Source organism: Ruminococcus champanellensis 18P13 = JCM 17042, assembly GCF_000210095.1.
Lineage (GTDB): Bacteria > Bacillota > Clostridia > Oscillospirales > Ruminococcaceae > Ruminococcus_F > Ruminococcus_F champanellensis.
Window position 1 is genome coordinate 210,420 of sequence record NC_021039.1, and the last position, 13,089, is coordinate 223,508.

The following is a 13,089-nucleotide window of genomic DNA, read 5'->3' on the forward strand; positions in this document are numbered from 1 at the left end:
ATTATAAAGGAACGCAGAAAAGGAACAGGTCACGAAAGGTAAATGGGTCATGCGTGACCCGTCCGGTTAAACAAATAGAGTCACACACATCTCCCCAAGACATCGGTAAGACGGTACTGCGTGTGCCAAGCACGCAGAGTATCAAAAATAAGTTACAAGCAAGTGGTCACCAAAAAGGCAAAACAGGCACCGGAGCTCCGGTGCCTGTTCCATGTCTGGGACATTATTTCGCCATTTTCCCGTTGGTCTTTTCCAAAAACCGTTCCGCCCGGACAACCACCCGCTTGTGCATGCCCTCGCCGATCTTGCCGCAGCGATCGTAGGCAACCACATGGAAGGTGATCTCCCTGCCGCTGACCTCCGTCACCTCTGCCACAGCGTGTGCCTCCATGCCCGGGGGGGTTGCCGCCGTGTGGAGGATGTTCAGCGCCGTGCCCACGGAGGTTTCCCCCTCCTCCAGAGCGTCCCGGACGGCTACACATGCCGCCTGCTCCATCAGCGCCACCATCATAGGAGTGGCGTATACCGGCAGAGAACCGCTGCCCACGGTGCATGCCAGCCGGCTCTCGTCCACCTGTGTTTCCGCTTCGCCCTTGGTTCCCAGTGCAAACTCCTTCATATCGTTCCCTCCGCTTTTCTCAATTCTTTGTTTCCGGTTCCGTTTTTTCGATCAGTTCCTGTCCGGACAGATCCTCACCGCAGATCCGGTCATAGGTCAGCATATCCAGCATACTGTCCCGTGCCCCGTCCGGGTCATAGTTGGTAGCATACACCGGCAGGCTCTGCATCTTGTCGTGCATCCGCTGCAAATAGCTGTCCCGGGGAATCTGCGCCAGATCCATCACCACATAGGGCAGATAGAAGGCGGACAGCTCCGTATCCGGCACGCCGCTGTAATCCAGCTTGTAATTGCTCCACAGATAATAGGACTGCTCGTACAGCACCTGGCAGTTGTTCCCGTTGATCCCCAGTTGGTCGTACACGCTGTCCTCCCCCTTCAGAGACGGGAAGTGATCCCCCACAAACAGCACAATGGTGGGTTCCTCCAGCTTTTTCAGCGCATTGGTGAACGCCCGCAGGGAATCCCCCGTCCGGGCGATCCAGGTCAGATAATTGTCAAACTCTGCGTCCGGATCCTCCCCCTTGTTGTAGGGCTGATGGTTCTGCATGGTGGTGGTGTGCAGATACAGGGGCTGATCCGTATCCTGCACCAGCTTTAGGATCTGGTTGAACACGGTCTCGTCGTCGATATACGCCCCGTAGTAGTTGACATCCACCGTGAAATCATCCTCAAAGAGCATGGTGTCAAAGCCGAAGTTGGAGTAGACCTCCTCCCGGTTGTAGAAGGTGCTCAAAAAGGGATGCACATAGGCGGTGGCGTAGCCGTTTTCCTTGTAGTATCTCGCCAGAGTGGGCTGGGGCCGGTCCTCCATCAACTGCTGGGGCATGTTGGGATCGTTCAGGGACCGCACCGGCAGTCCGAACAGCAGCTCGAACTCCGTCCGCACCGTAAAGCTTGCAAAGGTGGGCACCACTGCCGTGCCCTTGCAGCCCTCCGCCCCGACTGCGTCAAACTGCTTGTAGGCATTGGTCTGAAGCCCCAGCCGCTTTGCAACCGGGCGGAAATCCGCAAAGGCCTCGGACATGACCACGATCACATTGGGCCGCTCCTTGCCGTTCTGCCCGGTCTGATCCACATTTCCCCCCAGCATGGTCTGGATGGCGTCCGGATCGTACCCCTCCGGCTCCCGGAGCCGGTTTGCCAGCCCCTCGGAGGTGGTCTGTACGAAAAACGCCAGAAAGCTGTTGTTGTCGAACTTCTCGTTCAACTGGAATGGTATTGTCCGCCTCGCTGGTGTCCACGTCGAACAGTCCGTACACCGTGGAGGACACACCGGGCACCGCCACAATGGCGGCAAAGGTGGCAAGACACGCCCCTGCGGAGATCAGCCGCCGGGACAGCTTCAGCCTCTGCCTGGGATTGAACCAGAACGCCGCCCCCACATACGCCGTCACCACCAGCAAATATGTAATCAACTGGGGGGTGATCTGGATATAGGCAAAAGAGGAGATGCTCTTTAAGCTGTTGGCTAGCTTCATATCGCTCAGCAGCAGGTGATTCCCGTTGGTGCCGAATTTGAACAGCTCAATGACGCTCAGCAGCATATACACAAAGCTCTGCACCGCCATAGCCCGCCAGCCCCGCTTGAACAACAGCAGTAGCATACCGAAGATCAGCGCTGCCATCAGCACATTGAAGATCATGACGCTGGGACGCTCCACGCAGAACAGAATCAGCTTGGAGGGGTATTTATCCTGGTTCAGCTCCGCCATGCACACAATGAACAGCGGAAACAGCGCCGTCAGCAGAAAATTCGTCACAGCGTACCGGCCGGTATTCCGGTCCCGCCGCTGGTTCAGCGCAGTGATACCGCTGCGCAGCCGGTTCAGCATCTTTTGCATGTCTCTATCATCCTCGCATATCGGATCCGCCGGATCCGTCTCAAAACAATGGTTATACCCATGTGCCTACAGCACATCACAGTACCAATATAGCACATCCCATTTCCTTTCGCAAGAGTCCCCGGCGGATTGTAACCGCTTTTTCAATCTTTTCGTCAAAAACGCAAAAAGCCAAAAGCCGCCTCCGCAGCTTTTGTGCTTTTAGACAAAAACACGCTTCATTCTTTGGGCATATTACCCACCAATCTCCGTGGTCGCCGGTGTGGCGCCCCCCACCGGTTTCACGATCACCGCCTGGCTCTGGAGCTTTTTATACCGATCCTCAAAGATGCTCATATCGTACTGCACCTTCCCCTTCAGCGGGTCGCAGATCTCCACCTTGCCCGTGTCCAGATCATACCCGGACAGCACCATGCAGTGCTCGTAGGTGTACCACATTTCCGGCGTCCCGTCCGGCAGGTTCCAGTACACCCGCTCGATGGGCTCCTTCATGTTGATAGTAGCCCATACCACCACCGGATTCCCCTCCGTCACCTGCCAGTACAGCTCCGTAGGATCCGATCCGCTCAGATCCATGACCGCATAGGACGAAAACTTCCCCACCGAGGACAGGTAGGACTGTGCCGCCTGGACGATGACCGGGGCAAAGCAGCCGAATGAGTTGGAGTCATAGGGACTGCCCACAAAGTACTCGTAGTAGCTGACACCCCCGTTGGGGGTAACCTTCAGATGCTTGTTCGCCATCTCGATCTTGGTCACGTCAAAGCCCAGATAATTCAGCAGACAGGTCAGGGACGTGATCTCACAGCCACTGGGCAGCTCCGGGTTTTGCAGCAGTTCCTTTACCGGCAGACTCCCCTTCCGGGGCAGCTCTCCCCGGTGGGTAGGGGTCGGCTCCGTGGTCGGCTCCGGCTCCGTTGCCGCTTCGGATGCTTCCGGCTGGGTGGCAGGCTCCGTACCGGTCTCCGTGGGAACAACAGCGGTGCTCTGGGGAGGCTGGGAACTGCCGTCCCGGGTTAGCTGGTATGCGGTAAAGCCGATGCCGCTGCACAGCAGGATCGCACAGAGCAGCAGTCCCACCCGCTGCCGGATGATATACTTCCGCCGGCTTGCAGAACGACTGCTCCCGGTTCTTCCGGGTGCATGGGAGCCGCTGCGTCTGGGTGCAGTCCCACTGCTCCACCGTGGATCTCCCGTGCCGCTCCGCCGGGAACTGCCCGTGCTGCTTGTATTTCTCCCCGAACTGCGTCCGCTGCCGCTTCTGGAATTGCTTGTATGGCGGCTGCCGGATCGGGAATGCTGATTGTATCTGTCCTGTTGATTTGCCAATGTGATTCTCCTATTCCTGTTCTGTAGTTTCTGTAGTTTCCTGTTCCTGTGGGGGCGTCAGTGTGATCTTCGCCCGGTACTCCTGCTCGGAGGAGGTAATGCACCGGGTGGCAAGACCATACACGTCCGCCGCCCGTGCCTCCAGCTCCGCATAGCGCCTTGCCTGGGGCGAGATCTCCCCCAGCTTCGCCAGGGAGGTGGCAAAGGGAATGGTGCTTTTGCCCTTTGCCGCCGCCAGGATCTCGCAGCCCCGCTCATTCAGGGCAAGCACCCTGCCGTAGGGAGGCGGCGTTTGCAGATCCTCCTTCCGCAGCCCCATCAGCAGGCACAGCAGAAGCCGCCGGATCCGTGCCATGGGATACCGCTTGGTCTTGATGGCGTGGAGCGCCTCATCCAGGGAATTGCTGTTCCTTGCCCCTAAGATCCTGCCGTCCAGACCGGGACCCATCTCAAACTGCTCCTCCAGCTCCTGCTGGGTCACTGTCCGCAGCCGGTACAGGATCAGCCGCTCCAGATTCCGGAGTCTGCCGATACACCCGCTGCTGCCTGCCTGGGCAAGGGCATGGGCAGTAAGAAGCGGCACTAGTTCATCATACTCCTCGTTTTCCTCAATACAGGAGCGGATGAAGGACGCACTGGCAATACTGCCGCTATGCCCCTCCAGCATATCGTGCATGGCGCTTTTCCGGGGCACGGTAAAGGGCTGGAGCTTTGCGCCCAAAAAGATCATCGCCTTCAGATATTCCACCGCCAGTAAATTATTCGGCCCGTCAAATACCCGGGCAAGCTCCTCTCCGTATTGCTCCAGCACCAGCCGCCGCATAGCTCTGGGGTAGGGCAGCCCCTCCCGGAGCAGCTGATGCATGGCGTCGCTTTTGCCGCAGGACACGCTTGCCTTCACCGCCTGGCTCAGCCTTGCGGGATCCCCGCATTCGCTGCCGAAGGACAGCTCCTCCACACAGCCCAGCCCCCGCAGCAGGAACACCGCCCCCCGGGCAAACAGCTCCGCCGGGGCAAGGGAATACGCCACCGGCAGCTCCAGCACCAGATCCACCCCGGATGCTACGGCGATCTGGGCACGGGTCAGCTTGCCCAGCACAGCCGCATCCCCACGCTGCACAAAGTTGCCGCTCATGACCGCAACGATGTGGGTGGCGCCGTTTTCGCGGGTCTTTGCAATGTGATAGGCATGGCCGTTGTGAAAGGGATTGTACTCGCAAACAATTCCGGAAATTTTCATCCTGATGCCTCCTTTGCTGCCGGACAGTCCCGAAGGGATCCAATCCGCTCTGTATTCCGCAAAAGTCCTGTACAACATTTGCGAGGAGCCCTCGTTATGTTGCATGGAGAAGCTTTGCCGCACAGATCATTTCTGTGCAATATGACGAAATAATGGCTGATGCATCTGACGCACAATCTTTGTGCGGTATTGCCCTTGCATTTTTCTGCAAAAGGTTTATAATAGTTATGTTATGTTATCTTTGAAAGGATGTATGAAAACCATGATTATTCTCGTAGTCAACGCCGGCAGCTCTTCTCTGAAGTATCAGCTGATCGACATGAAGGACGAGTCCGTGATCGCCAAGGGCAACTGCGACCGGATCGGCATCGACGGCCACATCAGCCACAAGACCCTTGACGGCAGAACCTTAAATGAGGACTGTGATTTCCCCACCCATACAGAAGCCTTCATGAAGCTGGTAGATGTCCTGACCAAGGGAGACGCTTCCGTCATCAAGAGCATGGACGAGATCTCCGCCGTAGGCCACCGGATCGTCCAGGGCGCCGAGATTTTCGACAAGCCGGTTCTGGTGACTGATGAGGTCATCCAGCAGATCGACGATCTGAAGGAGCTGGCTCCCGTACATAACCACGCACATGCGCTGGCGCTGTGGGCATGCAAGAAGGTTATGCCCGCCAACGTGCCCCAGGTAGTCGTATTCGACACTGCCTTCCACCAGACCATGCCGGAAAAGGCATATATGTTCGGCCTGCCCTACGAGGATTACGAGAACTACAGCGTCCGGAAGTACGGCTTCCACGGCACCTCCCACCGGTTCGTATCCAACGCACTGGCACAGGCGCTGGGCAAGGACATCAAGGATCTGAAGATCGTATCCTGCCACCTGGGCAACGGTTCCTCCATTACCGCAGTACAGGGCGGCAAATCCATCGACACCTCCATGGGCTTTACCCCTCTGGACGGTCTGCTGATGGGTACCCGTACCGGCTGTGTGGATCCTTCCGCCGTTACCTTCGTTGCGGAAAAGCATCACTTCACACCCTCCCAGATGAGCGAGTACATGAACAAGAAGTCCGGCTTCCTGGGCGTTTCCGGCATTTCCTCCGACAACCGGGACATTACCGCTGCCGCAGAAAAGGGCGACAAGCGTGCCCTGCTTGCCAAGGACATTCTGGTTTATGAGATCAAGAAGTACATCGGCTCCTACGCCGCAGCCATGAACGGGCTGGACGCTGTTCTGTTCACCGGCGGCATCGGGGAAAACTCCGACGACGTGCGTGCAGAGGTTTGCCGGAATATGGACTTCTTCGGCATCAAGCTGGACGAGGAAGCCAACAATGGCTGCCGTGGTCAGTTGAAGCGGATCTCCGCACCGGACTCCAGGGTTGAGGTGTGGATCGTTCCCACCAACGAGGAGCTGCTGATCGCAAGAGACACCCTGTCCCTGATCTCCAAGTAAGCGTCACCGTTGCCTTAAATTATAACATTTTTGCATGTAAAAATGCAACCCCTGTACTTTGTGCAGAATCAACAAAAAGGAGCGCAGAATCTCTCTGCGCTCCTGCTGTTTCTGCGGAATGGAGGACTGCCCTGTGACAACATTCGACCAGAACGCCCTGTTTCAAGCCGCCTGCGCCGCCAGAACCCATGCCTATGCTCCCTACTCCGGCTTCCGGGTAGGTGCCGCCCTGCTGTGTGAGGACGGGCGGATCTTCACCGGCTGCAACGTGGAAAATGCAGCCTATCCCCTGTGCACCTGTGCGGAACGCACCGCCCTGTGCACCGCCGTATCCCAGGGGGCACGGCGTTTTCTCGCCATCGCCATTGCCGGCGGAACGGACGAGGACTGCACCCAGCCCTGCGCCCCCTGCGGCGGCTGTCGGCAGAATCTTGCGGAATTTTGTGGTGCCGATTTCCCCGTGCTCCTCAGCGACGGGATCCACCCCCTGGGAGAGTTGCTCCCCGGGGTATTCCGCCTCCCTCAGGACTGATGCTTCTTCGCCTCCGCCTTTTTCTCCTCAAAATATTCCTCAGCCTTGTGCTTGCCGGTTTCGTCAATGATGTAAGTATGCTCCAGCTGTCCGGCAAGGCTTTTCCGGACGCTGTCCCGGTATTCCTGCCGCAGTGCCGCCTGCTCCTGCTTTTCCGCCTCGGTCAGACCCTCCGCCTTGGATTTCCGGTACAGTGCGCTGATCCGATCCATTTTTTCCTGTGTCATATCCATCCCTCCCACTTTGTTGTTTCCCATTGTATCACATTGCCGCCGGTTTTGCAAGCGGCTGAAAGGAGCCTTGTATGAAACCTGTCACGCTCATCACCGGAGGATCCCGGGGCATCGGCGCCGCATGCGTCCGGATCTTTGCCGCCCAGGGACGCCGGGTCTGGTTCACCTATTATCAAAGCGAAGCCGCCGCACAGCAGCTTGCCGCCCGCACCGGTGCCGTGCCCATCCGGTCGGACGTATCGGATCCCGCATGCAATGCCGCCCTGGCAGAGCAGATTTCCGCCGCCGGCGGGCTGGAGCTGCTGGTGAACAACGCTGCCGTATCGGAAACGGAGCTGTTCCAGTGCCTGTCCCCGGAACGTGCCGCCCGGCTCTACGGGGTCAATTACCTGGGTGCGGCGGATCTGACCCGGCGGCTGATGCCCCTGCTTTTGCAGCGCCACGGTGGCTGCATCCTGAACATCGCCTCCATGTGGGGGCAGACCGGTGCCTCCTGCGAGGCGGACTATTCCGCATCCAAAGCGGCGCTGATCGGGCTGACCCGTGCCCTTGCCAAGGAGGCAGGCCCCTCCGGCGTCCGGGTCAACTGCATCTCCCCCGGAGTCATCGCCACAGACATGAACGGCCATTTATCCCCGGAGGAACTGCAAGCCCTGGCGGAGGAGACTCCCCTGGGCAGGCTCGGCACCCCGGAGGAGGTGGCACAGGCGGCGGCATTCCTTGCCTCGGAGCAAGCCGCCTTCATCACCGGGCAGGTGCTGGGGGTCAACGGGGGCTTTCTGATCTGATTCAAAAAAATCAGACAAATTCCGGCAGATGCCTATAAAATTTCCGCAAAAACCGCTTGAATTTTTGTGTGGATTGTGCTATACTAACATCACAGGACGACCGTCCGAAAAATCCGGTGCGCCACGCTCCGTCAAAAGTGGCAGCTGACTTCACGAAGTACAGCTTTGGAGCAAACGATGAAAAAGAGAACAATCTTTGCACTGCTCGCAGCATCGGCGGCGGTTGCCGCAGGGGCAGCGTATGTGCTCTCCAGGAAAAAACATGGCTGCTGCTGCGATTACGATGCAGGAGATCTGGAAGACGACTGCGATTGCTGCAACTGCGAACTGGACGGAGACTGCCCGGTAGAGGATCTGGACGACGCAGAAATGCCGGCAGTGGACGTGGACGATGCTGAAACCGGCGAGACTGCGGAAGCCCCTGCGGAGAATGCACCGGCAGAGGATGCTGACAAAAGCGCAGACAAGACTGAGGCATGACCCAGGGCGGACGGCACAAGCGATGCCGTCCGCTTTCTTTTCCCCCTTCGGCAAACAACCCCTCTGAGGATGTCCTCTGATTTTCCGAAAAAACCCTTGAAATACACATATATTTCTACATGCTTTCTATGCAATCTGACGAAAAAAACCTTTCCGTTTCCCAATGCGGGATTGCCCTTGACTTTTTGTCGAAAAAATAGTATGATAGAAACAAAATAAATTCAGGGAAACACCGCACAAAGATTGTGCAGTGTTGCCGCAGGGTGATGCTGCTGCATGACCCCGTGGGACGAGCCGCATTCTGCGGCTCACCTTCTATTCTTAAAAAGGAGGAAATGCAATGCTGTCAGATGCGAACAAATTTTCAAAAGAGGGACTGACCTTTGACGATGTGCTGCTGATCCCCGGCGAGTCCGATGTGACCCCCAACATGATCCAGCTGGGCACCACCCTGGCAGGCAAGGTCAAGCTCAAGACCCCCATTATGACCTCTGCCATGGACACCGTTACCGAGTCCAAAATGGCGATCGCCATTGCCAGAGAGGGCGGTATCGGCATCATCCACAAGAACATGAGCATCGAAAAGCAGGCGGACGAGGTGGACAAGGTCAAGCGCAGTGAAAACGGCGTAATCGTCAACCCCTTCTCCCTGACCGAGAATCACTTTGTGTACGATGCGGACGAGCTGATGGGCAAGTACAAGATCTCCGGTGTGCCCATCGTGGACAACGAGGGCAAGCTGGTGGGCATCATCACCAACCGGGATATGCGATTCATGACCGATTTCAACACCCGGATCGCCGACGTGATGACCAAGGACAACCTGGTGACCGCCCCAGTAGGCACCACCTTGCAGGAGGCACAGGAGATTCTCCGTGCCCACAAGATCGAAAAGCTGCCCCTGGTGGATCAGGACGGCTACCTGAAGGGTCTGATTACCATCAAGGACATTGAAAAATCCGTCCAGTACCCCAACTCCGCAAGGGACGAGCGGGGCAGACTGCTGTGCGGCGCTGCCATCGGCGTGACCGCTGACATTCTGGATCGTGCCAAGGCGCTGATCGATGCCCAGGTGGATGTGCTGGTGCTGGATTCCGCCCACGGTCACAGCGCCAACATCATGCGCTGCGTGAAGATGGTAAAGGAAGCCTTCCCGGATACTCCGGTCATCGCCGGCAATATCGCCACTGCGGAGGCTGCGGAAGCGCTTATCCAGGCTGGCGCAGATGCCCTCAAGGTGGGCATCGGCCCCGGCTCCATCTGCACCACCCGTGTGGTTGCAGGCATCGGCGTGCCCCAGATCACCGCTGTGTACGATGTCGCATGCGTGGCTGAAAAGTACGGCATTCCCGTCATCGCTGACGGCGGCATCAAGTACTCCGGCGACATCGTCAAGGCACTGGCTGCCGGCGCAAATGTGGTTATGCTGGGCAGTCTGCTGGCAGGCTGCGAGGAAGCACCCGGCGCAACGGAAATCTTCCAGGGCAGACAGTTCAAGGTATACCGTGGCATGGGCAGTCTGGGCGCCATGGAGTGCGGCTCCAAGGATCGCTACTTCCAGGAGGGCGCAAAGAAGCTGGTTCCCGAAGGGGTCGAGGGTCGTGTACCCTACAAGGGCGTGGTGGCTGACACCATCTTCCAGCTATGCGGCGGCATCCGCTCCGGCATGGGCTACTGCGGCTGCAAGGACATCCCCACCCTCCACGAAAAGGCAAAGTTTGTCCGGATCACCGGTGCTGGTCTGAAGGAGAGCCACCCCCACGATATTTATATCACCAAGGAAGCCCCCAACTATTCTGCACAGATCTGACGCATTGCATATAGCATTCCGCTCCGCATGGATTTCATGCGGAGCTTTTTTGTGCCGCCCCTTCCGGATGCTTTTTCGAGAAACAGAAAAAAATTATCGATATTCGATAATTTTCTATTGACAAATGATAATTCCCGTGTTATACTGTTCTCAACGAAAGGGAAAGATTCCCGAAAGGAACGGTGATTGTATGAAATGGACCCCGACCGCATCCCTGCGGCTCACCACCATCCTCAACTGGGTGGCTCTGGGGGTGGTGACATTCCTTATGTTCTTCATTCCCGTCATGGCAAAGTGGTACGACGATGTGTCCCTGGCGCCCCCCATCTTCCTGCCCCTGTGCATCTGCCTGTACCTGTCCGCCGGACTGGGACTGACCGCCCTGCTGTCCCTGGCACGGCTGCTGCACAATCTGAACCGGAACCGGATCTTCGTGGCGCAGAACGTGACCTGTCTGCGGCTCATCTCCTGGTGCTGCTTCGGGGTGGCACTGGTATTCCTGGTGCTTGCCTGGTTCCGCTCCCTGGGACTGCTGGTGGCATTCGCCGCCGCATTCTTCGGACTGATCCTCCGGGTGCTGAAAAACGTGTTCGCCCGGGCGGTGGCGCTCCAGGACGAAGCCGACTACACCATTTAAGGAGGGATCCCCATGCCCATTGTGGTAAATCTGGACGTGATGATGGCAAAGCGGAAGATCTCCTCCAGTCAGCTGGCGGAGCAGATCGATCTGACCCCTGCCAATCTGTCCATTCTCAAAAACAACAAAGCCAAGGCGATGCGGTTTTCCACCCTTGCCCGGATCTGCAAGGCACTGGATTGCCAGCCCAGCGACATCTTAGAGTACATTCCAGAGGAGGAGGATACACATGACTGAGCAGAATCCCGATCTCCGGATCCCCGAACCTGTTCCGGATCCAAAACCGGACGAAGCCCCGGCACCGGATGCTGCAGCCACCCCGGATCCCGCTGCCCAATCTGGCGAACAAACGTTCGTATACGCCGGTCTGCCCCGGATTCCAGCGCATTTCACCCGTAGTCAGAAGCTCCTGGCGTTTTGCTGTCCCCTTGCTGGCTTCGGCGTTCTCCGCTACATGATTCTCCACGCCCTGGGATTGCCCGCCACCCTGGTGTGCTGGGGCGTGCTGACCCTGGGTATCCTGTTTCTCAAGCGCACCCCCCGGATCCGCTTCACCTGGAGCCACCGGTGCATGGCGGCGGTGCTGTACCTGTTCCCCTTGCTTTTCTGCATCAGCGACAACAAGACGATGACCGGGCTGTGCGCACTGTATGAGCTGGCAGGCATCCCCTTCTTCTTTTACCATGTGGCATCCGGCGAGGCTGCCCTGCCCCGGTGCCTGCCCCTGGCGCTGTACAAGGCGCTGCTGGATTACCCCGGACAGAACAATCTCATGTTCCCTGCCATCCGGCAATGCCTGCAAAAGCGGAAGCTGAGCCGGAACGCCCTGTATGTGCTGGGCGGACTGCTGCTGGGACTGCCCCTCACCCTGCTGGTATATGCACTGCTGCTGTCTGTGGATCAGAACATGGGCATCCTCACCGACTGGATCCGGGCGGACTGGTACCGGAACCTGATGATCTACCTGGTGCAGCTCCTGCTGGGGCTTCCCATCGGCATGTTCCTGTACAACAGCCTGTACAACAACGCCACCCGGCGGAACATACGTTCGCTGCGGCAGTCCGACTGCACCCGGATCTTGGAGGGCATGCGGATTGCGCCGGGCATGCTCCTGTACGCCATCATGACCCCGGTATGCTTTGTGTATGCGGTGTACATCGGCTTACAGGCAAGCTACCTGTTTTCCGGCTTTGCCGGCACCCTGCCGGAGGGGTTCAGCTACGCCGGCTATGCCCGCAGCGGCTTTTTCGAGCTGTGCTTTCTGTCGGTGCTGAATTTTCTGCTGATCGCCCTGCTGTTCCTCACATGCCGCCGACAGGGGGACGCAAGGCCGCTTCCCCTGCGGATCTACAGCAGCATCCTGTGCGTTATCACCCTGCTGCTGATCGCCACATCGGAAAGCAAAATGTGCCTGTACATCTCGGAAATGGGTCTGACCCCCAAGCGGGTGTATACCGCCTGGTTCATGCTGTTTCTGGCACTGGTGTTCCTGATGCTACTGCTCCGGCAGTTCCGCCCCCGGTTCCATCTGGCACGGGGCGTGCTGGTGACGGGCACCCTGATGCTGGGTCTGCTGGCATTCTCCCTGCCGGACGCCTGGATCGCAGCCTACAATCTGAACGCATACAAAGCCGGAAAGCTGCCCCAGCTGCACATTTCGGATTTTGTAGATCTGTCCGACGATGCCTATCTGTTGTATCCGGATTACCGGCAGCAGCTGGAGGAAATGAGTCCCTCCGTCTATGAGATCCATCTGACACGCCGGTGGGAGAAGGATGCAAAGGATCCCTTCCGGCAGTATAATTACGCCACCTGGCGGTTTATGAAGCGGTATCTGCCTTAACTTGTGACCGTTTTCCTTTGCGTTGTTTTTATGCTCTGCGTGCTAAGCACATGCTTTGCTGTTTTGCTTTTTGTGGCCGTTTTCTTTTTGCGTTTTCTTATACTCTGCGTGCTCCACCCACGCAGTACGGGTTTACCGCTGTGCGAGCGACAACCGTACTCTCTTTTCCACAACCCTCCCCTCTCTTGTGGAGAACAAATGTTCTCTGATGGTTTCCACGATTTCAGCCGTCAAATTTCATCCCTTTGCGTTTTGTGCAGCATCATGGGAAT

General features: G+C 57.7%; 14 protein-coding genes. 8 read left to right on the top strand and 6 right to left on the bottom strand.

Annotated elements, in window-relative coordinates:
• Positions 1-223 precede the first annotated feature (223 nt).
• From RUM_RS00945 to RUM_RS00960, 5 genes are all read right to left on the bottom strand, one after another.
• Complete coding sequence (locus tag RUM_RS00945; RefSeq protein WP_015557361.1) at positions 224-619, bottom strand: thioesterase family protein; 396 nt, start codon at positions 617-619, stop codon at positions 224-226.
• Between the two features lie 19 nt (positions 620-638).
• Positions 639-1,646, bottom strand: coding sequence for an LTA synthase family protein (locus RUM_RS11835; RefSeq protein WP_015557362.1), 1,008 nt, complete (start codon positions 1,644-1,646; stop codon positions 639-641).
• The gene (locus RUM_RS13040) at positions 1,570-2,463 is read right to left on the bottom strand and encodes a hypothetical protein (RefSeq protein ID WP_015557363.1); all 894 of its coding nucleotides are present in this window, start codon (positions 2,461-2,463) and stop codon (positions 1,570-1,572) included. The genes RUM_RS11835 and RUM_RS13040 overlap by 77 nt, the downstream gene beginning before the upstream one ends.
• 234 nt (positions 2,464-2,697) lie before the next feature.
• Complete coding sequence (locus tag RUM_RS11845) at positions 2,698-3,792, bottom strand: C39 family peptidase (RefSeq protein WP_049775485.1); 1,095 nt, start codon at positions 3,790-3,792, stop codon at positions 2,698-2,700.
• A gap of 10 nt (positions 3,793-3,802) precedes the next feature.
• On the bottom strand, positions 3,803-5,032 hold the full coding sequence (locus RUM_RS00960; protein WP_015557364.1) for a tRNA(Met) cytidine acetate ligase: 1,230 nt from the start codon (positions 5,030-5,032) through the stop codon (positions 3,803-3,805).
• 262 nt (positions 5,033-5,294) lie between these two features.
• Here RUM_RS00960 and RUM_RS00965 point away from each other — a divergent pair, with 262 nt between their 5' ends.
• Positions 5,295-6,494, top strand: a complete 1,200-nt coding sequence (locus RUM_RS00965) for an acetate/propionate family kinase (protein ID WP_041326196.1) — start codon at positions 5,295-5,297, stop codon at positions 6,492-6,494.
• A 133-nt stretch (positions 6,495-6,627) separates the two neighbouring features.
• Positions 6,628-7,026 (top strand): cytidine deaminase, encoded by a 399-nt coding sequence (locus RUM_RS00970; protein WP_242821741.1) that lies wholly within the window; start codon positions 6,628-6,630, stop codon positions 7,024-7,026.
• Here RUM_RS00970 and RUM_RS00975 read toward each other — a convergent pair.
• Positions 7,017-7,253 (bottom strand): DUF896 domain-containing protein, encoded by a 237-nt coding sequence (locus tag RUM_RS00975; protein WP_015557366.1) that lies wholly within the window; start codon positions 7,251-7,253, stop codon positions 7,017-7,019. The genes RUM_RS00970 and RUM_RS00975 overlap by 10 nt on opposite strands.
• Positions 7,254-7,330: 77 nt before the next feature.
• Between RUM_RS00975 and RUM_RS00980 the strand changes: the two genes are divergently transcribed.
• From RUM_RS00980 to RUM_RS01005, 6 genes are all read left to right on the top strand, one after another.
• A complete protein-coding gene (locus tag RUM_RS00980) occupies positions 7,331-8,047 on the top strand; it encodes an SDR family oxidoreductase (protein ID WP_015557367.1) in 717 nt (238 codons plus the stop codon).
• 177 nt (positions 8,048-8,224) lie between these two features.
• Positions 8,225-8,527, top strand: a complete 303-nt coding sequence (locus tag RUM_RS00985; protein ID WP_015557368.1) for a hypothetical protein — start codon at positions 8,225-8,227, stop codon at positions 8,525-8,527.
• 340 nt (positions 8,528-8,867) lie between these two features.
• Complete coding sequence (gene guaB, locus RUM_RS00990; protein ID WP_015557369.1) at positions 8,868-10,337, top strand: IMP dehydrogenase; 1,470 nt, start codon at positions 8,868-8,870, stop codon at positions 10,335-10,337.
• 190 nt (positions 10,338-10,527) lie between these two features.
• A complete protein-coding gene (locus tag RUM_RS00995) occupies positions 10,528-10,974 on the top strand; it encodes a DUF2975 domain-containing protein (RefSeq protein WP_015557370.1) in 447 nt (148 codons plus the stop codon).
• 12 nt (positions 10,975-10,986) lie between these two features.
• Complete coding sequence (locus RUM_RS01000; protein WP_015557371.1) at positions 10,987-11,211, top strand: helix-turn-helix domain-containing protein; 225 nt, start codon at positions 10,987-10,989, stop codon at positions 11,209-11,211.
• Positions 11,204-12,817, top strand: coding sequence for a DUF4153 domain-containing protein (locus RUM_RS01005; RefSeq protein WP_015557372.1), 1,614 nt, complete (start codon positions 11,204-11,206; stop codon positions 12,815-12,817). The genes RUM_RS01000 and RUM_RS01005 overlap by 8 nt, the downstream gene beginning before the upstream one ends.
• Positions 12,818-13,089 lie beyond the last annotated feature (272 nt).